Annotated in this window: 21 protein-coding genes; 15 read left to right on the forward strand and 6 right to left on the reverse strand. The window is 72.8% G+C overall.

Features of this window, described 5'->3' with window-relative positions; all coding sequences use genetic code 11:
- The first annotated feature begins 254 nt into the window (after positions 1-254).
- The 5 genes from IEZ08_RS04460 to IEZ08_RS04480 all read left to right on the forward strand — a co-directional run bounded on the left by IEZ08_RS04460 (position 255) and on the right by IEZ08_RS04480 (position 6,532).
- The gene (locus IEZ08_RS04460; protein WP_189241714.1) at positions 255-1,676 is read left to right on the forward strand and encodes a uracil-xanthine permease family protein; all 1,422 of its coding nucleotides are present in this window, start codon (positions 255-257) and stop codon (positions 1,674-1,676) included.
- On the forward strand, positions 1,673-2,542 hold the full coding sequence (locus IEZ08_RS04465; protein ID WP_068924768.1) for an FAD binding domain-containing protein: 870 nt from the start codon (positions 1,673-1,675) through the stop codon (positions 2,540-2,542). The genes IEZ08_RS04460 and IEZ08_RS04465 overlap by 4 nt, the downstream gene beginning before the upstream one ends.
- Positions 2,535-3,020: a (2Fe-2S)-binding protein gene (locus tag IEZ08_RS04470; protein WP_068924766.1), complete on the forward strand. Its 486-nt coding sequence runs from the start codon at positions 2,535-2,537 to the stop codon at positions 3,018-3,020. Before IEZ08_RS04465 ends, IEZ08_RS04470 begins: the two co-directional genes overlap by 8 nt.
- Positions 3,021-3,075: 55 nt before the next feature.
- A complete protein-coding gene (gene cutA, locus IEZ08_RS04475; protein ID WP_189241715.1) occupies positions 3,076-5,463 on the forward strand; it encodes an aerobic carbon-monoxide dehydrogenase large subunit in 2,388 nt (795 codons plus the stop codon).
- 181 nt (positions 5,464-5,644) lie between these two features.
- Positions 5,645-6,532: a hypothetical protein gene (locus IEZ08_RS04480; protein WP_068924762.1), complete on the forward strand. Its 888-nt coding sequence runs from the start codon at positions 5,645-5,647 to the stop codon at positions 6,530-6,532.
- Between the two features lie 62 nt (positions 6,533-6,594).
- Here the strand turns inward: IEZ08_RS04480 and IEZ08_RS04485 are convergent, their stop codons facing one another.
- Positions 6,595-8,826 carry a molybdopterin-dependent oxidoreductase gene (locus IEZ08_RS04485; protein ID WP_189241716.1) on the reverse strand — a complete coding sequence of 744 codons (2,232 nt, stop codon included), beginning with the start codon at positions 8,824-8,826 and terminating at the stop codon, positions 6,595-6,597.
- Between the two features lie 241 nt (positions 8,827-9,067).
- Between IEZ08_RS04485 and IEZ08_RS04490 the strand changes: the two genes are divergently transcribed.
- Positions 9,068-9,616, forward strand: a complete 549-nt coding sequence (locus IEZ08_RS04490) for a hypothetical protein (RefSeq protein WP_068924758.1) — start codon at positions 9,068-9,070, stop codon at positions 9,614-9,616.
- Positions 9,617-9,619: 3 nt separating this feature from the next.
- Positions 9,620-10,141, forward strand: a complete 522-nt coding sequence (locus IEZ08_RS04495) for a hypothetical protein (protein WP_068924757.1) — start codon at positions 9,620-9,622, stop codon at positions 10,139-10,141.
- Here the strand turns inward: IEZ08_RS04495 and IEZ08_RS04500 are convergent.
- The 3 genes from IEZ08_RS04500 to IEZ08_RS04510 form a co-directional block, all read right to left on the reverse strand.
- Positions 10,072-11,256: a sensor histidine kinase gene (locus IEZ08_RS04500; protein ID WP_068924755.1), complete on the reverse strand. Its 1,185-nt coding sequence runs from the start codon at positions 11,254-11,256 to the stop codon at positions 10,072-10,074. The two genes, IEZ08_RS04495 and IEZ08_RS04500, sit on opposite strands and share 70 nt — an antisense overlap.
- Before the next feature lie 203 nt (positions 11,257-11,459).
- Positions 11,460-12,401 (reverse strand): cytochrome d ubiquinol oxidase subunit II, encoded by a 942-nt coding sequence (gene cydB, locus IEZ08_RS04505; protein WP_068924753.1) that lies wholly within the window; start codon positions 12,399-12,401, stop codon positions 11,460-11,462.
- Positions 12,402-12,411: 10 nt separating this feature from the next.
- Positions 12,412-13,920, reverse strand: coding sequence for a cytochrome ubiquinol oxidase subunit I (locus tag IEZ08_RS04510; protein ID WP_189241717.1), 1,509 nt, complete (start codon positions 13,918-13,920; stop codon positions 12,412-12,414).
- 529 nt (positions 13,921-14,449) lie between these two features.
- Between IEZ08_RS04510 and IEZ08_RS04515 the strand changes: the two genes are divergently transcribed.
- Complete coding sequence (locus tag IEZ08_RS04515) at positions 14,450-14,968, forward strand: hypothetical protein (RefSeq protein WP_068924749.1); 519 nt, start codon at positions 14,450-14,452, stop codon at positions 14,966-14,968.
- 118 nt (positions 14,969-15,086) lie between these two features.
- Positions 15,087-16,205, forward strand: coding sequence for a hypothetical protein (locus tag IEZ08_RS04520; protein WP_141704145.1), 1,119 nt, complete (start codon positions 15,087-15,089; stop codon positions 16,203-16,205).
- On the opposite strand, the gene IEZ08_RS04525 is transcribed toward IEZ08_RS04520, so the two are convergent.
- Positions 16,107-16,976, reverse strand: a complete 870-nt coding sequence (locus IEZ08_RS04525) for a polysaccharide deacetylase family protein (RefSeq protein WP_068924745.1) — start codon at positions 16,974-16,976, stop codon at positions 16,107-16,109. The two genes, IEZ08_RS04520 and IEZ08_RS04525, sit on opposite strands and share 99 nt — an antisense overlap.
- Before the next feature lie 104 nt (positions 16,977-17,080).
- Between IEZ08_RS04525 and IEZ08_RS04530 the strand changes: the two genes are divergently transcribed.
- The 6 genes from IEZ08_RS04530 (at position 17,081) to IEZ08_RS04555 (ending at position 22,168) form a co-directional block, all read left to right on the forward strand.
- Positions 17,081-18,142 carry a sigma-70 family RNA polymerase sigma factor gene (locus tag IEZ08_RS04530; RefSeq protein WP_189241718.1) on the forward strand — a complete coding sequence of 354 codons (1,062 nt, stop codon included), beginning with the start codon at positions 17,081-17,083 and terminating at the stop codon, positions 18,140-18,142.
- Positions 18,143-18,180: 38 nt separating this feature from the next.
- A complete protein-coding gene (locus IEZ08_RS04535; RefSeq protein WP_189241719.1) occupies positions 18,181-18,624 on the forward strand; it encodes a YybH family protein in 444 nt (147 codons plus the stop codon).
- 117 nt (positions 18,625-18,741) lie between these two features.
- Complete coding sequence (locus IEZ08_RS04540) at positions 18,742-19,551, forward strand: siderophore-interacting protein (protein WP_189241720.1); 810 nt, start codon at positions 18,742-18,744, stop codon at positions 19,549-19,551.
- Between the two features lie 58 nt (positions 19,552-19,609).
- On the forward strand, positions 19,610-20,404 hold the full coding sequence (locus IEZ08_RS04545) for a DUF2071 domain-containing protein (protein ID WP_189241721.1): 795 nt from the start codon (positions 19,610-19,612) through the stop codon (positions 20,402-20,404).
- A 72-nt stretch (positions 20,405-20,476) separates the two neighbouring features.
- Positions 20,477-21,184, forward strand: a complete 708-nt coding sequence (locus IEZ08_RS04550) for an SRPBCC family protein (protein ID WP_189241722.1) — start codon at positions 20,477-20,479, stop codon at positions 21,182-21,184.
- Between the two features lie 81 nt (positions 21,185-21,265).
- Positions 21,266-22,168: a hypothetical protein gene (locus IEZ08_RS04555; RefSeq protein ID WP_068924733.1), complete on the forward strand. Its 903-nt coding sequence runs from the start codon at positions 21,266-21,268 to the stop codon at positions 22,166-22,168.
- 101 nt (positions 22,169-22,269) lie between these two features.
- Here the strand turns inward: IEZ08_RS04555 and IEZ08_RS04560 are convergent, their stop codons facing one another.
- The gene (locus tag IEZ08_RS04560; RefSeq protein WP_068924731.1) at positions 22,270-23,031 is read right to left on the reverse strand and encodes a TetR/AcrR family transcriptional regulator; all 762 of its coding nucleotides are present in this window, start codon (positions 23,029-23,031) and stop codon (positions 22,270-22,272) included.
- Positions 23,032-23,064: the final 33 nt, after the last annotated feature.

Here is a 23,064-nt window from a genome sequence, read left to right on the forward strand (position 1 = left end):
CCGTCGCGGATGCGGGCGCGTCGGAGGCGCTGGGCGGTCGGCGCGTCCGGCGCGCGGACGTCCGGACGCGCCCTCACCGGGCGTTCCCCCGGCGGTGCGCAACGCGTTCCCTGGCCGGTGGGTTAGTTTTGGCAGATCATGACGGTGTGGGGCCGGGTGCGCTGGCCTAACGTGCCCGCAACGGCAGCAAGCGATCCGGCGGAGGGGAGCCTGCGGGGCGGCCACCGACCGACGGCCCGGGAAAGGTGGGCTTGATGGTTGCAGGTTGGACGAAACACGGAGACGGCCGGACCCTCGCGCCGGGTGAGGTCGTCAAACCCGGGGAACGCCTGTCCTGGCCGCGCATGGTCGGGTTCGGGGCGCAGCACGTCATCGCGATGTTCGGCGCGACCTTCGTCTTCCCGCTGGTCATGGGTCTGGACCCGAACGTCGCGATCATGTTCTCCGGGGTCGCGACGATCCTGTTCCTGCTCATCGTGCAGGGCAAGGTCCCCAGCTACCTCGGGACCAGCGCCTCGTTCGTGGGCGGCGTGCTGGCGATCAGAGCGATCTTCGGAGGCGACACGCCCGAGGCCGACGCGATCGTCACGGGCGCGATCCTCGTCGCGGGCCTGGTGCTGGCCCTGATCGGCGTGGCGATGCACGTCCTGGGCGTGCAGGTCATCAACAGGGTCTTCCCGCCCGTCGTCACGGGCGCGGTCGTCATGCTGATCGGCTTCGGCCTGGCCTACGTGGTCGCGGACGTCTACTGGCCCCAGGACCAGTGGATCGCGCTGATCACGATGACGGTCACGTTCCTGATCATCGTGCTGTTCCGCGGCTTCGTCGGCCGGATCGGCATCCTCCTCGGGCTGGTCATCGGTTTCGTCCTCTCCTGGCTGGCCGACCGGGTCTTCGGCGACATCACGGCCTTCAACGCGACCGCGGGGAAGGTCGACACGCATCCCCGGGTGAGCTTCGAGGCGGTCGCGCAGGCCGACTGGATCGGCCTGCCCGGCATGCACTGGCCCGCCTTCGAGTTCTCCGCCGTCCTGCTGGTCCTCCCGGCGGTCATCGCCCTCGTCGCCGAGAACGTCGGCCACGTCAAGGCCGTCGGCGAGATGACCGGGACGGACGTCAACCCCTCCATGGGCCGGGCGATCATCGGCGACGGCGTGGCCACCGCGGTCGCCAGCGCCGCGGGCGGCTCGCCGACCACCACCTACGCCGAGAACATCGGCGTGATGGCCGCCACCCGGGTCTACTCGACCGCCGCCTACTACATCGCGGCCGTCATCGCGATCCTGTTCGGCCTCTGCCCCAAGTTCGGCGCGCTCGTCGCGGCGACCCCGGGGGGCGTGCTCGGCGGCATCACGGTCATCCTCTACGGGATGATCGGCCTGCTCGGCGCGAAGATCTGGGTCGAGAACCGGGTGGACTTCGCCGACCCGGTCAACATGGTCCCCGTCGGGGCGGGCATCATCCTGGCCATCGGCCCGGTCGAGCAGGTGATCTCCGAGGACTTCAGGATCTCCGGGATCGCGCTCGGCACCATCGTGGTCCTGGGCGGCTACCACCTGCTCCGCGCGATCGCCGACCGGCGTGGCACCGGGGTGGGGGGCGACGGCGGCCCCGGGGGGACGACGACGGCGCATCCCAAACGGCCCGTCGATCCCGGTCGGGAGGCCGCCGGGTGAAGCCACCCCCCTTCGACTACCACCGTCCCCGCTCCCTCGGCGAGGCGCTCGACGTCCTCGCCGGGACGGGGGCGGACGGCAAGGTCCTCGCGGGCGGCCAGAGCCTGATCCCGCTGCTGAACATGCGGCTGGCCGCCCCCGCCCACCTGGTCGACATCAACGGGCTGACGGAGCTGGCCACCGTCGAGGAGGAGCCGGGCGGGCTCCGGATCGGGGCGCTGGCCCGGCACGCCCGGGTGGAGCGCTCGGCGCGGGCCGCCGCGCTCCAGCCGCTGCTGGGCCAGGCGCTCCGGCTGGTCGCCCACCCGGTGATCCGCAACCGGGGCACCGTCGTCGGCAGCCTCGTCCACGCCGACCCGGCGGCCGAACTGCCCGCCGTGCTGGCCCTGCTCGGCGGTTCGGTACGGCTGGCGCGGCGCGGCGGCACCCGGGACGTCCCGGCGGCGGAGTTCTTCACCGGGCCGCTGGAATCGGCGGCCGGCCCCGGGGAACTGGCCGTCTCCGCCTTCTTCCCCGCGCTGCCCCCGCGCTCGGGCACCGCCTTCCACGAGGTGGCCAGGAGACACGGGGACTACGCCCTGGCCGGGGTCGCGGCCCTGGTCGGCCTGGACGACGACCTGCGGGTCAGCACCGCCCGGGTGGCGTGCGTGAGCGTGGGGCCGGTCCCGGTGGCCGCCGACGTCACCGGCGCCTGCGGGCACCGGCCACCCGCCTCCGCGGACTGGGCCGCGGCGGCGCGGGCCGTACAGGACCGGATCGAACCGGAGACCGACATCCACGCGACCGCGGACTACCGGCGGCACCTGACCGGTGTCCTGGTCGAGCGGGCGCTCCGCGACGCGGCCGGGGAGGCGCTGCATGCCTGAACGGGTCCACGAGATCACCCTGACCGTCAACGGGACGGTACGGCGGGCCGCGGTGCCGGGGCGGCGGTTGTTGTCGGACTGCCTCCGGCACGACCTCGGCCTGACCGGCACGCACGTCGGGTGCGAGCACGGGGTGTGCGGGTGCTGCACGGTGCTGCTGGACGGCGAGCCGGTCCGCTCGTGCCTGACCTTCGCGGTCACCGTGGACGGGCACGAGATCACCACCGTCGAGGGGCTCGCGGACGGCGGGCGGATGTCACCGGTGCAGCGGGCCTTCGCCGAGTGCCACGGACTGCAGTGCGGGTTCTGCACCCCGGGGTTCCTGTGCACGGTCACCGCCCTGCTCCGGAAGAACCCGGCGCCGGCCGAGGAGGAGGTGCTGGAGGGGATCTCCGGCAACCTGTGCCGGTGCACGGGCTACCAGAACATCGTCAGGGCCGTGCACCGCGCGGCCGAGCTCACGGCGGAGGAATCATGATCGTCACCGGCCCGGACGCCCTCCGTGCCCCGCGGCCGGGCGAGGAGGCCGCGCGGTGACGACGAAGCTGTTCGGCGAGCCGGTCCAGCGGCGGGAGGACCCGCGGCTGCTCACCGGGCGCGGCCGCTACCTGGACGACCTCGGGCCGGACGCGCTGGCGGCGGCGTTCGTCCGGTCCCCGCACGCGCACGCCCTGATCCGCGACATCGACGTCTCGGACGCGCTCGACGTGGACGGGCTGGTGGCGATCTACACCTGGGAGGACCTGCCGGGCCGGCTCGCCGAGCCGCTCCCGCTGCTCATCCCGCACCCGGCGCTGACCCACGGCCGCACCGCCTTCCCGCTGGCCCGTGAGCGGGTCCGGCACGTCGGCGAGCCGGTCGTGATGGTCGTCGCCCGCGACCGCTACCTGGCCGAGGACGCCTGCGCGCTCATCCGGGTGGACTACGAGGTCCTCAAGCCCGTGGTGGGCGTGGAGGAGGCGGCGCAGGGCGCGCGGCTGGTCCACGACGACGTGCCGGGCAACGTCGGGGCGCACCTGGTCCAGCAGGCGCCCTCGGCCGACGGCCGCGACGCGCGCGAGCTCATCGAGGACGCGCCGCACACCCTGGCCTTCCGGCTGGACATCGAGCGCAGCGCGTCCATGCCGCTGGAGGGGCGCGGCGTCTACGCCCGCTGGGACGCCGACGACTCCTCCCTGCGGGTCTACTCCAGCACCCAGACCTCCACCAGCGTCCGGATGGCCGTGGCCGCCAAGCTCGGCCTGCCGCTGCCCAAGGTCGAGGTGATCGCGCCGGACGTGGGCGGCGGGTTCGGCGTGAAGATCATGCACCCGTGGCCGGAGGAGGTCCTCGTGCCCTGGGCGGCGATGCTGCTCGGCCGCGAGGTCAAGTGGGCCGAGGACCGGCGCGAGCACTTCGTCTCCTCGGCGCACGAGCGGGCTCAGGTGCAGTTCGTCCGGGTCGGCTTCGACGACGACGGGCGGGTGCTCGGCCTGGAGGTGACGATCCTGCACGACCACGGCGCCTACACGCCGTACGGGATCATCGTGCCGATCATCACCTCCACCCAGCTGCCGGGGCCGTACAAGCTGGGGGCCTACCGGGTCGAGTTCTCCTCCGTCTACACCAACACCGTGCAGGTCACGCCGTACCGGGGGGCGGGCCGTCCGCAGGCGGTGTTCTGCATGGAGCGCACGATGGACCGCATCGCGGCCCATCTCGGCCTGGACCGTACGGCGGTGCGCGCGGCCAACTTCATCCAGCCCGACGAGTTCCCCTACGACCAGGGGCTGACCTTCCAGGACGGACGGCCGCTGATCTACGACAGCGGGGACTACCCGCAGGCGCTGCGCCTGCTCAAGGAGCTGATCGGCTGGGACGGCTTCCCGGCGCGCAAGGCCGCGGCGGAGGCCGAGGGCAGGCGGATCGGGATCGGCATCGGCTGCTACGTCGAGGGCACCGGCGTCGGGCCGTACGAGGGGGGCCACGTCCAGATCACCTCCGACGGCAGGGTGCACGTCTCCACCGGGCTCACCTCGCAGGGGCAGGGGCACGAGACCGTCTTCGCGCAGATCGCCGCGGCCGAGCTGGGCGTGCCGCTGGAGCGGGTCTCGGTCGTCACCGGGGACACCCGCAGGTTCGGCTACGCGGTCGGCACCTTCGCCTCCCGCGCCGCGGTGATGAGCGGCAACGCGATCGCGCTGGCCTGCCGGAAGGTCCGCGAGAAGGCCCTGCGGATCGCCGCCGACGCGCTGGAGGCCGACCCGCGGGACCTGGAGATCACCGACGGCGTCGTGCACGTGGCGGGCTCCCCGAAGGCCGCGATCCCGCTGGCGACCGTGGCGGTGCTGTCCAACCCGCTGCGCTACGCCTTCGACGCGGAGGCGGTGCGCGCCACGCAGTTCGCGGGCACGTCGTCGCCGGACCGGCCGCCGGTGGACGCGGGCGACGAACCGGGCCTGGAGGGGCGCGACTACTACTCGCCGATCCGCTCGACCTTCGCCTCCGGCATGCACGCGGCGATCGTGGAGACCGACCCGCTCACCGCCGAGATCCGCATCCTGCGCTACGCCGTCGTCCACGACTGCGGCAACCTCATCAACCCGATGATCGTCGAGGGGCAGATCCACGGCGGCGTCGCCCAGGGCGTCGGCGGCGCGCTGTACGAGCGGATGGTCTACGACGGTCACGGCCAGCTGCTCAACGCCTCGTTCATGGACTTCCTGATGCCGTACGCGACGGAGGTCCCGAAGGTGGAGACCGCGCACCTGCAGACCCCGTCCCCGCTCAACCCCCTCGGCATCAAGGGCGCCGGGGAGGCGGGGGTCATCCCGGTCTCCGCGGTGATCGCCTCGGCAGTCGAGGACGCCGAGGGCATCCCGATCGCCAGGATGCCGCTGTCCCCGTCCGACCTGTTCGACCTGCGCCGCGCCGCCTCCTGAGCCCGCCGTACCGCGCGGGTTCCCGTTCCGCCGGGTTCCGCCGTCCGGGCGGTTGCGGCTCCGGGTGGCGGATCGTTGCGGGGAAGGTGCGGAAAACTCTCAGCTCGCGCTCTCCGCGTCCGATGGGTCCTCCTGCCGCCACGGACCGGCGGCACAGGAACCCAGGGAAGGGCAGGATGTGATGGGCAAAGGATCGAGTACGGCGGCGGTCAGGACCGGGTGGGCCGTCCTCGCCCTGGTGCTGTCGCTGGGCGTGGTCCTCCCCGCTCCCGCCTCGGCCGCCGGCGCGCTGAAGCCCGCGGCGGCCGGGACGCGGGCGACATGGTTGTGGAACCCCGCCGCCGCGCGGCCGGCCGACGTGCTGGCCTGGGCGAAGGGCCGGGGCGTCAAGGAGATCTTCGTCCACGTGGACGCGAGGCTGCCCTCCGACGCGGCCCTGCTGACCAAGCTGCGGGAGCTGAAGCGCGGTACGGACAGGGCCGGGATCCGCCTGACCGCGCTGGGCGGCGATCCGGCCTGGGCTCTGGACCACGCGGCGGCGCGTACCTGGCAGCGGGCCGTCCTCGGCACCAGGCTGTTCGTCGGCAGTCACGTCGACGTGGAGCCGTACGCCCTGCCCGCCTGGCAGACCGACCAGGCCACGGTGGCCGCGGGCCTGCTGCGGATGCTGCAGCTGCTGCAGGCCGACGACGCGCGCCCGCTGGAGGCCGACATCCCGTTCTGGTACCACACGATCCCCACCGGATCGGGCACCACGCTGGCCGACGGGGTGCTGGCGCGGGTGAACGCGGTCACCGTCATGAGCTACCGCGACACCGCCACCGGCCCCAACTCGATGATGGACGTCAGCGCCGACATCCTCACCCGCGGGACGCGGGCCGGCAAGCCGGTCCGGCTGGCCACCGAGACCGCCCCGCTGGCCGACTGCCTCCACTGCACCTTCCACGAGGAGGGCAGCGCGCGCATGACCTCGGTCCTGGCCGTCGTCGACGGGGCCGCCCGGGCCTACCCGGCCTTCGCCGGCGTCGCGATCCACCACTACGCGTCCTGGCGGGCGATGAGGCGCTGACCGGTCTCCCGCCACGAGGGACGGGTGCGGGAGGCCGGCGCGGCCACGCACGTGCCGGGGCGTCAGCCCAGCGCCTCGACCCGGGCCGGGACGTGCTTGTGCCAGGGGGTTCCCGCGTAGGGGTCGCGGTCCTCGACGGAGGTCAGCTCGTTGGGGGCGACGCCGGTCACGGTGCCCGCGTACTGCAGGCCGAGGCCGTTGGGGAGCGAGACGTGGCCGGGCTGGAGGCTGTCGGTCAGCTCCACCGTGACCTCGGCGCTGCCCCGGCGGGTGGTCAGCCGGGCGGGCCCGCCGTCGGCCAGGCCGAGGGCGGCGGCGTCGCCCGGGTTGACACGCAGCACGCCCGCGCCGTTGCGGCGGCGCCAGGCGGGGTCGCGCACGATGGTGTTGGCGGTGAACGCGCGGCGCTCCCCGGCGGAGAGCACGAACGGGAACGCGGGATCGGGGCCCGGGACCCCGCCGAGCCGGGAGATCTCCTCCAGCAGTTCGGGGATCTCAAGATGGATCCTCCCGTCCGGCGTGCCGACGCGGGCGAGCGCGTCACCCGGCTCGTCGACCGCGAACACCACGCCCGACCGGCCGCTCAGGATGGCGTCGAACAGGTTGTCGCCCAGTTCCAGCCCCTCGCCGGGGATCCCGGCCCGCCGTACGGCCTGGGGATGGGCGAAGGCGACCTTGTGCGCCAGCGCCCACAGGGACGCCGCCGCGGCGGCGCCGTCGGGCAGGGACGGGCCGAGGGCGCGGTACAGCGCCACCGGGGCGACCGTGGCGAGCGCGGGGTCGGCGGCCGCCGCGGCCAGGAACGCCTCGGCGAACGCGGCCCGGCCCCGGGACAGCGCCTCGCGCAGCGGGGTGAGGTCGGGGACCGCGCCGATCGCCTCGCAGAGCCGGGAGTGGATCTCGGGCTCGGGCAGCAGGTCCGAGCCCGGCGGCGGGTCCAGGACCGGGGCGCGCAGGTGGAAGTAGTTGGCCGGGGTCTCGAAGTTGAAGAACGTCGCCTCCCACTTCTCGAACTGGGTGGGCGCGGGGAGCACGTAGTCCGCCAGCCGGGCGGTCTCGGTCATCGCGACGTCGACGACCACCAGCAGGTCCAGCGCCTCCAGCGCCTCGCGCATCCGTGCCGAGTCCGCCAGCGAGTGCGCGGGGTTGGCGGTCTCCACGAACATCGCCCGGTAGCGGGCGGGGTGGTCGGTGAGGATCTCCTCGGCGATCACGTTGCACGGGACGAGTCCGGAGATGATGCGGGCCCCGGCCACCGGGCTGAAACGGTCGCGCCGGGGGCCCCAGTGGGAGAAGGTGATCATCGGGGCGAACGGGATGGGCGGGTTGTTCGTGCCGGGGCGTCCGAAGTTCCCGGTGAGCAGGTAGATCAGGTTGTCGAGGTAGCTGTTCAGGGTCGAGTGCGGGGACATCTGCACGCCCAGGTCCTCGTGGACGGCGACGCCGCGGGCGGAGGCGATCCGCCGGGCGGCGCCGCGGACCAGCCCTTCCGGGACGCCGCAGCCCGCCGCGTACTCCGCCACCGGGACCTTCGAAAGGACGGTCGTGACCTCGTCGAGTCCCACGGCGTGCCGGGCCAGCCACTCGGTGGCGATCAGATCCTCCTGGACCAGGACGGCCGCCAGCGCGGTCAGCAGCCAGGCGTCGGTCCCGGGCCGTGGCCGCAGGTGGATGTCCGCCAGCTCGGCGGTCTCGGTGCGGCGCGGGTCGATCACGATCAGGCAGCGGTCCGGGTCGCGGGCGATCTCGCGCAGCGTGGGGCGGGTCCGCGGGATGCCGTGCGACTGCCAGGGGTTCTTGCCGATGAACAGCGCCACCTCGCAGCGCTCGAAGTCGCCGAAGGTGACGTTGCCGAGCATCCGGTCCCCGACCCAGAACTGGCCGGTCTTCTCCTGGGCCAGGGCGTTGGAGCGGTAACGGGCGCCGAGGGCGCGCATGAACGAGCCCGCGTAGGAGCCGCCGAGGTGGTTGCCCTGCCCGCCGCCGCCGTAGTAGAAGATCGACTCTCCGCCGTGGGCGTCCCGTACGGCCGCGAACCGTTCGGCGACCTCGCCGATGGCGGTGTCCCAGTCCACCCGCTCGAACGTGCCGTCCGGGCGGCGGCGCAGCGGGTGGGTCAGGCGGTCGGCGCCGTTCTGGTAGTGGTCGAGCCGGAGCGGCTTCTCGCAGGTGTAGCCCTGGGAGGAGGGGTGGGCCTTGTCTCCCCGGACGCGGTCGAACCGCCGCCCGTCGAGGCGGATCTCAATGCCGCAGTTGCAGGCGCATAACACGCAGGCGGTGGGCTTCCAGTCCATTCCGGCTCCTCCGGCTCCCTGTGTTCGATTTTCGAACTCAGGTTAACCGAAGAAGGGTCCGTTGTCTGCGGCCGATTCCCCGGGGCGGTTCCGGTCTCCGGCGGCGGCCGGTGCGCGCACCCGCCTGAGCCGTGGCCCGTTCAGCGGGCTGCAAGCGGGTTGCCAGTGTGATCCGGGAGTGTCGTGTTTGTGCCGCGCACCACTGGTTCAGTACGACATGCAAGAAAAGTGAGATAAGAAAATGGCGACCACGGTCAGTCTCCCCCCGAAGATCAACCTTTCCGCTCTCAACGGCCGCCATCACAAGACCGCGCTCATGTTCTACCTGGCCATCGTGGTGGGCCACTGGGCCGAGCACGTGGTGCAGGCCGTGCAGGTCTACGTCTGGGGCTGGCCGCTGAGCGAGGCCCGGGGCGTGCTCGGCGTGCCCTTCCCGTGGCTGGTGACCTCGGAGTGGATGCACTACGGGTACGCGCTGATCATGCTCGTGGGCCTCGTCATGCTGCGCGGGGGTTTCGCCGGCAGGTCGCGCACGTGGTGGAACATCTCCCTGGGCATCCAGGCGTGGCACCACCTGGAGCACCTGCTGCTGCTCCTGCAGAAGCTCAGCGGCCTGCACCTGATGGGCAAGCCGGCTCCGACGAGCCTCCTGCAGCTGGTCCTGCCCAGGATGGAGCTGCACCTGTTCTACAACGCCCTCGTCTTCGTGCCCATGGTGGTCGCGATGCTGATCCACCGCAGTTCCGAGCACGAGGCCGGGGCCTCCTGCACCTGCGCCGTCACGCGCTAGATCATGACGGTCACCAGACGACGCCTGAGCGGGTTCGACCTGGCTCTGGTCATCGTGGGGGTGTTGATGCTGTTCGCGTCCGCCCCCGAGTTCGGCCCCGCCATCCGGGCCGCGCGCGCCGACGGGGTGGGCGGCGTGTTCACCGCCAGGGACCTGCGGTGCGTCCAGCATCCCGGGCACGAGTCCTGTGTCTGGGCCGGGGACTTCGCCTCCGCCGACGGGCGGGTCCTGCGATCCGGCGTCGAGCTGTACGGCAGCGACCGCGACACGCTCACCGCCGGACAGGCCACCCCGGCCGTGGACACCGGACGCGGGACCCGCGTCTACGGACCGGGCGGCTCGGGGGAGTGGATGTTCACCACCCTGCTCGCACTGGCCGGGCTGGCCGTGCTGACCACGGTCGCCAGACGCGTGCGGCGGACGGGTGACCGAGGGGGCGCCCGCGGTCGTGAGGGTCAGCCGGCCGCCGGTCCGCCCTCGGGGACGGTGACCGTGAAGCGGCTGCCGGGGTCGGCCGGGCTGTAGCGCACGTCCCCGCCGTGGGCGAGGGCGAGCTCCCGGGTGATCCACAGTCCCAGGCCGACCGACTCGGGGCTGGTGTCGGCGCTGCTGAACCGGGTGAACAACACCTTCTGCTTCTCCTCGGGCACGCCGGAGCCATGATCGCGCACGTGGATGGCGACCATGCCGGGACCGTCGGGCTCGGCGCTGATGACGATCGGCGGGGCACCGTGCCGGATGGCGTTGGCGGCGAGGTTGACCAGGATCTGCTCCAGCCGCTGCGGATCGGCCCGGACCGTCAGGTCGTCGCTCACCGACACGCCCACCGGAGCGGTCAGGTAGCCGACGGCCTCGTCGACCGCGGGGCGCAGCCGGATGGGGCGCAGGTCGAGCTGGAGGCCGCGGCTGTCGACCCGTTCGGCGTCCAGCAGGCTGGTGGCCAGCCGCCGGATCCGGTTGGTCTGCCGCAGCGCCATGGCGATGAGCTCGTGCCGCTGCTCCGGCGGCAGGTCGTCGCCGTCCTCGCCCAGGGTCTCCAGGGCGAACTGCACCGAGGTCAGCGGGGAGCGCACGTCGTGGGCGAGCGTGGCGGTCAGCGCCGCCCGCCATCGCTCCATCCGGCGGATCGTGTCGCGGTCCCGGCGCTGATGGCCGATCTGCCGGGCGATCAGCACGCCGACACTCGTCACCGCGGGGACGAACAGGATCGCGCCGCTGATCACCAGTGGGCCCCGGTCGTCGAGGACCAGCGGGACCACGTAGCACAGCCCGGCGATCGGGCCCAGGACCAGCACGGTCGTGACGGAGAAGTGCAGTCCCACCCAGGCGAACAGCAGTGTGAGGAACGGCGCGGTGCCGATCGACCCTCCCTGGAACGCTCCCGTGCAGTAGGAGAGCAGCGCCAGGACGGGCAGGCACAGGGCGAGGGGCGCCCGCGGACCGGAACGGGACCAGGGGAAGCGCCATGCCACCGCGGCCGTGAGCGCGGCGAGTCCGGAGACCACGAGGAGCTTGGCCTTGTCGCCGGGCGGCGCCGTCAGCAACCCCACCACCGCCATGACCGCGCCCAGCGTGAACACCATCGCCATCTGCCGCGCGGCGTGCTCCGGCCCCTCCCTCAGCACGGCCTTCTCCACCATATGAACCCCCCGTCATGAGCTTCCCCAACCCTTCACCATAACAACCGGCGACGATGAGGCGACCCGTGGTGACAGCCGCAGCTCACTGTGGGGGCCGGGCGGGAGCCCCGTCCGCGACGGGCGGCCCGCGCATCCCGCGCGGCGGCACCTCACGGCTCCTTCCGCGGTCCCCGGCGGACGGACCGGCCGGGATCCTGCCGGAGTCAGGACGGTTCGGCGACGAGGCGCCTGCGGAAGACCCAGTACGACCAGATCTGGTAGCCCACCACGAACGGCAGCGCGACCAGGCCGATCCAGGTGAGCGTCTGCAGCGTGTACGGTCCCGAGGCGGCCTCGGCGAGGGTGAGGCCGGGGAGCGGAGCCGGCCACAGGGCGCCGAACAGGGCGGTTCCGGTCAGGGCGATGGACGAGGCGGTGGCGGTGAAGGCCCAGCCGTCCCGGCCGCGCCAGGTCAGGGCCGCTCCGGCGGCCAGGGCCGCGGTCGCGGCCAGCGCGAGTGCCCAGATCCAGACGGGGGTGGCCGCCCCGGCGGCGGCCGTACCGGCCGAGGGGATGCCGGACAGCGCCGCGACTCCGGCCGGCAGCGCCACCGCGGAGGTGACCAGCGCGGTGCGGCGGGCCCGGGCGCGTACCGGCCCCAGGGTCTTCAGCGCCACGAAGACCGCCCCGTGCAGCAGGCACAACGACACCGAGAACACCCCGCCGACGAGCATGGCCGTCACGCTGTCGTGCAGCAGGTCGGCGAAGACCGCGCCCCACAGGAAGGCCGGGAGCGCGCTGCCGACGAGGATGCCCATGTCGCACCAGGCCCGGTCGGAGGCGTGGTGGACCTTGCCCCGCCACTCCAGGCCGACGCCGCGCACGATCAACCCGACCAGCACCAGCACGATCGGCAGGTAGAACTCGCTGAGCAGCCCGGCGTACCAGGCGGGGAACGCGGCGAACATCGCGCCCACCGCGGTGATCAGCCAGACCTCGTTGCCGTCCCAGACCGGGCCGATCGTGCCGAGGACCTGCCTGCGCTCGGCCTCGCCGCGTGACAGCACCGGGGCCAGCATGCCGACGCCGAAGTCGAAGCCCTCCAGGACGAAGAAACCGGTCCAGAGGAACGCGATGACCGTGAACCAGACGGTGGTGAGTTCCATCGTTTCCCCCTCAGTACATCAGGGTCGGCTGGAGCATGACGGCGGTCGTGTCGCCGTCCCCGCTGCCGGCGGCCGGCGCGGGCGGGGTGGGGGAGGCCTGCTCGGGACCCGCCTTGACGTACCGGACGAGCAGGACGGCCTCGGCCACCGCGAGCAGGCCGTACAGGATCGTGAAGACCGCCAGGGAGACGGCGACCTCGGTCAGGCTGACGCCGGGGGAGACGCTCGCCGCGGTGAGCAGTTCGCCCTGGACGGTCCACGGCTGGCGGCCGATCTCGCTGAGCAGCCAGCCCGCGATCATCGCGAGGGTCGGCAGCGGCAGCGCCAGCAGGCAGGCGCGGGCGAACCAGGACGGGATCTCGCGCGGCACCCCGGCGGCGCGGCGGCGCCGGCGGACCGGTCCGCGGGGCGCGGGGTGCCCGCCCGGCGCCAGAGGAGTACGGCGGCGCCGGGTCAGCCAGAGACCGAGGACCGACAGCCCCGCCGTCGCCATCCCGAAGGTGATCATCACGCGGAAGGAGGCGTAGACCACCGGCACGTTGGGCCGGTAGTCCCCGGGGCCGAACTTCTTGGCGAACTCGGCCTGCAGGTCCTCGGTGCCCCGGACGACCGCGTCCGGATCGTTGGTGGCCAGGAAGCTGAGCAGCATCGGCACCTCGATCCCCGGGACCGGGGAGAAGGCCGCGCCCGCGGTGTCGCGCTCAAGCCCTTCGGCGGCGGCCAGCTTCATCGGCTGCTGCTCGTACACGAGCTTGCCCGACAGGTCCCCGGTGCCCGCGGAGACCACCCCCGCGATCGCCGTCATGACCAGGGCGGCCCGCATCGGCGTGTGCCAGATGCTCGTGGTGGACCCGGGGCCCCGGCGCATCGGGACGGTCCGGTCGGGGTCGGCCCGGCGCTCCTTCAGGATGTTGTAGCCGCAGACCGCGAGCACGAACGCGCCCGCGACGATGAAGGCCCCCGCCACCACGTGGGGAACCTGGGCGAGCGCGGTGGAGTTGGTGAGCACGGCCCACAGGTCCGTCATCCGGGCCCTGCCGTCCACCACCTCGTAGCCGACCGGGTGCTTCATCCAGGCGTTGGCGGCCAGGATGAAGTAGGCCGACAGGTTGGAGCCGATGACCGCGGCCCAGATCGTGGCCAGGTGCACCCGCTTGGGGAGCTTGTCCCAGCCGAAGATCCACAACCCGATGAAGGTCGACTCCAGGAAGAACGCGAGCAGCGCCTCCAGCGCCAGCGGGGCGCCGAAGACGTCGCCGACGAAGACCGAGTACTCGCTCCAGTTCATCCCGAACTGGAACTCCTGCACGATGCCGGTGACCACGCCCATCGCGAAGTTGATCAGGAAGAGCTTCCCGAAGAACTTCGTCAGCCTCAGGTAGTGCTCCTTGCCCGTACGGTGCCAGGCGGTCTGCAGGCCGGCCACGAAGACGCCGAGCCCGATCGTCAGAGGTACGAACAGAAAGTGGTACACGGTGGTGACCCCGAACTGCCACCGCGCCAGGTCAAGCGCCTCCATGATGCTCCCCGTGGATCCGAAGCTCTACAAGCCGTAGTTCTACCTCTAGTAGTACTACGGCTTGTAGAGTGATGGCGGGGTTGGGCGCCGCGAGCTGCTGCGATCTTCGTCACACGGTCCGGGGAGACCGCACTTCTCCCCGGACCAGATCGTCCCTCCGGCTCGCGGCGCCGGTTCTCTCCCCTTGCCGGCGGGGACTCCTCCCCGCACGTCCCGGCCCGACGGAGCCGATGGCTCCGTCCCGCGCCGGGAGTGCTCCCGGGTCCGCCAGGCCCCCGGAAGCGATGGCCTCATCCTCGGGCAGGCGGCACGCGCGGCGCGTCCGCCGCTCGGGTGATTCCGGGGTACGCCGGGCGACGGACGTGATCGGGAGCATGATCCGTCTGCGTGCAAGTGCAACTAAGGAGTCGTGCAAGCACGGATAAAGCCGGGATAAGGGGAGCTGAAAGCGGGCGCCGTTATCAATGACTCACAAGCCCAGGGGGGAGCCGGCAGGGAGCCGGTCCGAGGAGGGCTGAAGGAGAACACGATGAAGCGACTGACCACGGGTCTGCTGGCCGCCACCGCGACCGCCGCCGCGCTCACGCTGGCCGTCCCGGCCGCCGCGCAGGCCGCCACGACCCCGGTCGCCGCGTCCACGGGGACCGCGTCGTCCGGCTACGACTACGACGACTACTGGGGGCCGGTCTTCTCGGAGAACCACAAGGCCAAGGCCAAGGGCTGGATCGGCGTCGAGTGGAACCACCACCAGACGTCCAACGAGGTGCACGTCCGCGGCAAGCTCTACGACCTCGACTACCGCACCTACAACCAGGGCGGCAAGTGCGCCTACGTCAAGATCCAGGCGCGTCACTTCGAGGACCACCACGGCTACTGGTTCAAGAGCAAGAACTACAAGTACTGCGGTGCGGGCGAGTACAAGAAGTTCCACCTCTACGGTGAGGACATCGCCGCCGTCCGCGTGAAGGTCTGCCAGATCGGCCTGCACAGCAGCCACCCGACCCGCTGCGGTGACTGGGAGTACCTCTACACCACCGAGAGCGAGTGATCACATAGCACCACGACGGCCCGTCCCCGGCCGGGGGCGGGCCGCCGCTTTCTCCCGGGTGCCGCTTTCTCCCGGGTGCCGCATGCGATGTCGGACCGGACCCCTACACTGCCTCGGCATGGCAGGAGTGAGCGAGGAGATACGGCGGCCGGCCGCCGCGGGTGACGTCGAGGCGCTGGCCGGCACGCTGGCGCGGCGCGGCCTCCCGGCTGGTGGTTTCTGGGGTGCGGAAGAGCGGCCGGGGACCGAGTTCCTCCTCGCCCGGGACGACGCGCTGCGGATCGGGCTCGCCCGGGCACTGCTGCGGTACGGGGACGCGGGCGAGCACGTCGCCACCTTGATGGAGATCGTGACCAGGGGCCTGCCGTTCACCGCGATGCCGGAGGTGGCCGAATTCCTCCTGGAGCGTGTTGAGGGAGAAACGACGTGCGCGGCGTCGGGCCTGCTCGTACGGCTGGCCGACCACCTGTTGGAGGTGGGGCGCGGACTCTCGCCCCACCTGGTCGCCGTCATCCGGCGGACGTCGATGACGGGCTGGTGGACCGGCGACCGGCTGCGCGAGCTGGCGGCCTCGCCGGGCCACCCGCCCGTCAACCCGGGCGAGGTCTGGGCCGACCGGGTGCTGGCCGACCTGCCGGGCCTCGGCGGACGGTGGGGCGGACTGCTGGTCCACGCGTCCACCGCCAGGGCCGCCAGACCCGGGGCGGCCTGGGAACGGCGGGCGGAGACGCTCCTGGAGGAGATCGGCCGGGAGGAGGCCCGCCGCAGGGTCACGAACTGGATCGGCCTGGCCGGGCGACCTCGCCCGCTCCCGCTGCGCGGCGGCCACCCGGAGGACTTCGACTCCTACAACGCCGTCACCCTGCGCGGGCTGATCTGGATGCTGGCCTTCTCGCCCCCGCACCCCGATACGGCCCGGCTCCTCGGCGAGCTGGTGGAGACGGCCCTGCGCGAGATCCCGGGCGCCGGGCCGCGCAGCCCGCTGATCGCCGGCGCGGCGGCGTACGCGCTGTCGCGGATGGACGGCGAGGCGGCGCTGTCCCAGCTGGTCCGGTTGCGCGGCCGCGTCACCCACACGCGCACGCTCAAGACTCTCGGCGCGGCGCTCGACGCGCGGGCCGGCACGCTGACCGGCGGGTCAGCGGGTGACGCCGGCGGCCTCGAGGTAGGCGTCGAGGTTGCCGATCTCGAAACCGCGACGCTTGATCTTGCTGACCAGGACGCGGAAGTCCCGTGACAGGTTCGGGCGGAAGTGCAGCAGCAGCACGTCGCCGGGGCGGAGTTTCTTGTCCGGCACCTGGTAGGCGATCTTCCCGCCGGGCTGGACGGTCGCGGTCCACAGCAGCAGGGCCTTGACGCCGCAGGCCTTGGCCGCACGCCGGGTCAGCGTGTTGTGGTTGCCGAACGGCGGGCGGAGCAGCCACGGACCGGTCCCGACCTGCCTGCGGATCAGCCGGGAGGCGCCGCAGATCTCGGCCCGCTGCCCCTCGTAACCGAGGGCGCGCAGGTCGGGATGGGTCAGCGTGTGGTTCTCGATCGTGACGCCCGCCTCACGCATCTCCCGGACGTAGTCCCACTTGCCGGCGCCCAGGTACCTGCCGCCCTGGGCGGTCGGGTCGGCTGCGCCGCGCGCCTCGACGGCGTCGCGGGTGACGAAGGCGGCGACGGGGATCCGCCCGTCGCGGACCTGCCGTACGAAGCCCGGATCCTGCTCCCAGCCGTCGTCGATGGTGAGGAAGACCACTTTCCGCCTGGTCGGGATGGAACTGATCACCGGCGGCAGCCCGTCGGAGGGCCGGGGGACGCGCCCCACCTCACCCGGCCTCGGCAGCGCGCCCGGCGGTCCCGGGGCGGTCGTGGGCGAGGGGGTGGAGCGGGCGGGGGCCGTACCGGTGGCCTTCGGGGACGACTCGGCGGAACCGGGGCGTCCCTCGGCTCCGCATCCTGTCGCGATCAGGGCGACCAGCGCACTTACAAATCCGACTTTCCATGATTTATCCCCCGGCATGGTCGATCATCTTGCCAGGGACACGACCTCCTCCGGAACGCGAACCCCTCCAGGAGGTCTGTCCGTCCTAGCCTGGTGTCCATCGGATCGGGACGGAGTGGCGGATGCGGATCGAGTCGGGCCGGACAGACGGGCGCACCGCGGCGGAACTGCTGGCGGCGGCCCGGGCCGGTGACGAGGCCGCGTTCGGACACCTGGTGGGGCCGCTGCAGGACGAGCTGCGCACGCACTGCTACCGGATGCTGGGGTCCGTCCACGACGCGGAGGACGCCGTACAGGAAACGCTGGACCGGGCGTGGCGCAGCCTGGAGCGGTTCGAGGACCGCGGGTCGATCCGGCCGTGGCTCTACAGGATCGCCACGAACAGGTCGCTGACCCTCATCGAACGGCGGGCGCGGCGCGAACTGCCCGCCGATCTCAGTCCGCACGGCGTGCCGCTGGCCGAGGCGACCTGGCTCGAGCCGTACCCCAACCGGTTACTGGGGTGGACGGAGGAGCTGGACCCGGAAGCCCGTGCGGTGGCGCAGGAGAGCGTGGAGCTGACGTTCGTCGCCGCGCTGCAGCACCTGTCGGGTCTGCAGCGGGCGGTCCTGCTGCTGCGCGACGTTCTCGGCTACACCGCCCGCGAGACCGCGGACACGCTGGGGACCACGACCGCGGCGGCCAACAGCGCCCTCCAGAGGGCGCGGAAGGCCATGGCGGCCCTGCTCCCGGAGACCACCCAGCGGCGGACGTTCGACGCGCTGGGCGAGGCGGCGCGGCGGGAGCTGGCCCGCAGGTACGCGGCGGCCTGGGAGGCCGGGGACGTCGACGCCATCGTGGCGATGCTGACGGAGGACGCCAAGTACTCGATGCCGCCGTCGGCGGTCTGGTACGAGGGCCATGCCGGCATCCGCGGGTTCCTGGTCGAGGGGCCGCTGAGGTGGCGCTGGCGTTTCCTGCCGACGTGGGCGAACGGGCAGCTCGCGTTCGGCACCTACCTGTGGGACGAACGGCGGGCCGTCTACGTCGCGGCGGGCCTGGACCTGCTCATCCTGCGCGGTGCGCGGATCGCCGAGGTGGTCGCGTTCATGGAGGCCGACTTCCCGGCGTTCGGCCTGCCGGCGGAGCTGACGGAGGACGATGCGGCGATCCGCGATGATTTCTCGGAGCCGCGCGGGTTGTAGTCCTGACGGAAGTACCGATCCGAAGGGACCGAACAGCCATGCCCGCTGACGAAGAGCAGATCCGCACCCTGATCGAGCGCTGGGCCGAGGCGGTCCGGAGCGGCGACCTGGACGGGGTCCTCGCCGATCACGCCGACGACATCGTGATGTTCGACGTGCCGCCGCCCCACGAGGGGGTGCGCGGCCTGGAGTCCTACCGCCGCACGTGGCCGTACTTCTTCCGGTGGCTGGCGCAGGGCGCCCTGTTCGAGATCGAGACGCTGGACGTCACCGCCGGCGAGGACGTCGCCTTCGCCCATGCCCTGCTGCGCTGCGGGACCCCGGAGCACCTCGCCGGGAACCCGGAGCACCGGCTGCGGCTGACGTTCGGCCTGCGCAGGCGGGACGGCCGGTGGGTCGTGGCCCACGAGCACCACTCGTTCCCGATCGACGAACCGGCCGAGGACGCCGAGAGCGACACCGGACAGTTGAGTCTCCGGTAACAGGTCACCGGGGCCCGGGAGGCGGCGGGGCGGAGGAACGGCCGGTTGACATTCGGTCGGGAAACAGGGACTTTAGGCAAGCCTTGCCTAACTTTCTTGGAGCGGTGATTTCCGATCATGCATGACATCAGTGTCGTCCGGTACGACCTCAAGCCCCGTCTGCTGGAGGTACGGCGCGCGGAGTGGATCACCCCCTCGACCGTGCGCGTGACCCTCGCCGGTGACGACCTGGCGGGCTTCCAGGAGCGGGCGCCCCAGGACCACGTGAAGCTGTTCTTCCCGGTGGACGGGGCCGGAGCGCCGGTCATGCCGGCCGTCGGCCCCGATGGCTGGGAGTTCCCGCCCGGAGCCCCCGATCCGGTCTTCCGCGACTACACCGTCCGGAGCCACCGCCCCGGCGCGGGCGAGCTCGACATCGACATGGTGGTCCACGGTCACGGCCCCGCCTCCGCCTGGGCGGCGCAGGCCGCGCCGGGACAGCGGATCGGCGTGCTCGGGCCGCGGGGCTCCGTGGTGGTCCCCTTCAACTTCGACTGGTACCTCCTGGGCGCCGACGAGACCGCCCTGCCCGCCCTGGCCCGCTGGCTGGAGGCGCTGCCCGCGGGCGCGCGGGTCATCGCCTTCGCCGAGGTCGCCGACGCCCGGGAGGAGCAGCACATCGAGACCGCCGCCGACGTCACCCTGACCTGGCTGCACCGGGACGGCGCCGCCCCGGGAGCCTCCGGCGTGCTGGAGAGGGCCGTACGAGAGCTGGAGCTTCCGCCGGGCGACGGGTTCGTCTGGATCGCCGGCGAGGCCGGCGCCCTCAAGCCGATCCGCCGTCACCTCCGCGAGGCGGGGCACCCCAAGGAGTGGACGGACATCGACGGTTACTGGAAGCGCGGCACCGCCAACCTCGACCACCACCGCGACCAGGACGAAGACTGATCACGGGGAAGGACCGAGCCCGGCTCGGGTGCGGCGGCGGCGCGCCTATCCTCTGCGCATGACGTTCAGCGGGACCCCGAGGCCGCGCCTGCGCTGGCACCATGCCGAGACCGAGCTCGACGACTTCGCGATCGTCAGCTACCGGGTGCCCGCCGAGGCCCTCGGCCGGCTGCTGCCCGCCGGGTTCGCGCCGATGCGGTTCGCCTTCGCCGAGGGGGAGGCGGCCATGGTCTCCGCGGTCGCCTTCCGCGACCGGGACTTCCACTTCCGCTTCTGCCCGCCGGCGGCGATCAGCTGCGGTCAGATCAACTACCGGGCCTACGTCACCGCGTACGGCGAGCCGGGCGTCTGGTTCTTCGGCACGAGCCTGGACCACCCGGTGGTCGCGGTGCCGCGGCTGCTGTGGGGCATGCCGTGGCGGCGCGACCGGATCGGGATCACCGCCGACTGGGACAGCGCCCCGGCGCGCTGGCGGCTGGACGCGGGCGAGGCGAGCTGTACGGCCACCGAGCCGGCCGCGCCGCCCGGGCGCCTGGACGGCTTCACCGGTGAGAGCCACTGGATGGCCATGCTCACCCATCCCACCATCGGCTGGTACCGCCGCCGCGACGGCCGGGTCGGCACCTACAGCATCTGGCACCCGCTGATGCGCCCCCGCCACCTGACCGCCGAGTCGGCCCGGTTCCGGGTCTTCGAGGAGCTCGGCCTGACCACGCCGGAGTCCGAGCCGCACTCGATCCTGGCCCAGGAGAACATCCACTTCGACATCCACACCCCGCCCCGGCGGCTGCGGGCCCAGCGTCCCACGAGCGCCGAGCCGGGGGAGCGGGCTGCTGCGCGCCCCGAGGGCTGACAATCCACGGCCGGGCCGCAGGGCAGATGTTGCTCTTAACCCCGGAGCCGGGGATTGCCTAGGGTGCTGCCTGTGAAGGTCGCAGGCAGCGCCGTGCTCGGCGCCGACAGGGATCGTGTGTGGTCCGCGCTCCAGGATCCGGACGTGCTGGTGCGCACGATCCCCGGGTGCGAGCGCCTGGAGGAGACGGGGCCCGACACCTACCGGATGACGGTCACCGCGGGGGTCGCCTCGATCAAGGGCGTCTACCAGGGTGAGGTCGCCCTGTCCGAGCCCGAGGCCCCGAGCCGCTTCGTGCTGCGCGCCCGGGGCCAGGGCGCCCCGGGCACGGTGGAGGCCACGGTGGAGGTACGGCTCAGCGAGGTCGACGGCGGCACCCGGGTCGACTACGACGCCGAGGCCGTGGTCGGCGGCATGATCGGCGGCGTCGGTCAGCGGATGCTCGGCACGGTGGCGAAGCGGACCGCGGGCGAGTTCTTCTCCGCGGTCGAGAATCACCTGGTCTCCGGCGTCTCCGGCGTCTCCGGCGCGGACGGACCGGTGCCCGGTACGGTCCCGGCCGCTCCCGCCCCCGCGGCAACATCCCCGGCGCGGCTCCCCGGCCCGGTGACCGCCGAGGCCCCGGGGCACCCGGCCCGGGTCTTCGAGCGGCCCGCCGCCGCCCCCCGGCAGGGCGTGCCGGCGTGGACGGTCATCACGGCGTTCGGGATGGGGGCGGGCGTCGCGCTCGGCAGCGCCGTGATCGGCTGGCTGCTGGGCCGCGCCGGCCGGAAGCGCTGATTCCGCCTGCCCTCCCCGCCAGAAAGGAGGATTGTGGGGCGGACCCTCGCGAATATGGATCTTCCGGCGTAACGTGACGGTATGCGCGAGGCACGTGCGGAGGACGCCCGGACCGAGGCCAGGCGGCTGATCCGGGATCTCCTCGGCGAGGACCGGCCGTCTGCCGGTGTCCTGCTGCGCGAGGCGCAGGCCGTGCTGGGCACGGACCGCGTCACGCGCTGCACCGAACTCATCCGGGGGGCCCCGCTGACCCGCAGGTCCGCCGAGCTCGCCTCGCTGGCCGGGCTGCTGGTGGGCACCCGCGAGCTGGGGACGGAGTGGTGGGAACGACCTCGCGCCGGAGGGGTCCCCGCGCCCGACGACGTGCTCCGGTCCGCCGGTGCCGTCGGCTCCTGGACCGACCTGACCGCGCTGGAGATGCTGGCCGCCCGGATCGCCGACGACGCCGCGGACCGGACGTGGGGACCGCCCGTCGCGGTCACCGACCTGAACTCCTGGCAGGCGGAGGACCGGATCACGCTCCCCCCCGACGCCGTCCCCGGCCAGCGGGTCGTGGTCTCCTTCGACGCGGGCGGGCGGCTCGACGCGGTGGTGGTCCGCCGCCCCGACGACGACCTGGGGTCGAACCTGGACTTCAGCTCGTTGCGCTACTCCCGCCCGGCCGAGGCCCAGTGGAGCTGGGGCGTCGCCGGGGGGCTGGGCCCGCACCACCTCGCCGGTGAGGATCCCGATCCCTATCAGGTGCCCGTGGACGGCACCGCCGCCCGGGTCCTGCGCGACTGGGCTCTGCGCCACGGCGCCACGGCCGAGCAGACGGGCCGGGAGTGGCGCGTCAAGGGCGACGTGGTGGCCGCGATCGAGCGGGTCGACTGGATGTGGCGCAGCGGCGAGTGGTTCGCCTGGTGGCGCGGGGTCGCCGCGCTCGTCGACGGGGATCCCGCGCAGCTGTCCGCCCGCCTGGAGGAGATCACCGCGGCCTCCTGACCCGGCCCGTTCCGAGGGGGCCGCCCGGCGCCTGGTCCCGCCCGCTTCGCGGTGGGGCGCCCGGCGCCCGATCGCGTCCACTTCTCCGGCGGGCCGCCCGGCTATCTTCCGGCGATCAGGTCGGCCACCCCGTCGAGGATCCGGGCCAGGCCGAAGGCGAGCGCGTGCGCGGGGTCGGAGGCTCCCTGGTGCTCCTGGCCGGCCGCCGTGCCGACCCGGGAGGCCACGGGGAAGCGGGAGGCGTCCATGACCTTGTCGAGGACGGGCGCGCTGGCCAGCCACCATTCGGTCTCGTTCATCCCGGTGGCCTGCTCGATCTGGTCCAGGCCGGCCCTGACCCGGGCCGTGCCCTCCACGTGGGTCAGGACCAGGGCGAGCACGGAGTCCATCTCGACGTCGGAGAGCCCGATGCCGTCCAGGGGGCGCAGCTCGGCCTCGTATTTGAGCGAGGCGTTGGGTCCCAGCACCGGGCGGGGGGTGACGAGCTGCAACATCCAGGGGTGCCGCCGGTAGAGGTCCCAGTTGCGCGCGGCGACGAACTCCAGCGCCCCGCGCCAGCCGTCGGGCTGGGCGGACGGCTCGTCCACGTCCCGGTAGAGCTCCCCGTAGGCGGCGTCGATCATGAGATCGGTCAGCTCGGTCTTGCCGGGCACATGGGTGTAGAGGGACATGGTGCCCACCCCGAGCCGCTCGGCGACGTGGCGCATGGACAGGGCGTCCAGGCCTTCGGCGTCGGCGATCCCGATCGCGGCCTCGACGATGGCGCGCACCGTCAGGCCTGAGCGCCCCGGCTTGGTGTGCGAGCCCCACAGCAGCGCCAGGCTGCGGGCCATGTCCATGTCGGGGACCTTCTTTCCGCTCACGGGAACAGACTCCAAATCCTCGTCGTTCTCTCC

Source organism: Planobispora rosea, from assembly GCF_014648175.1.
Taxonomy (GTDB): Bacteria; Actinomycetota; Actinomycetes; order Streptosporangiales; family Streptosporangiaceae; genus Planobispora; species Planobispora rosea.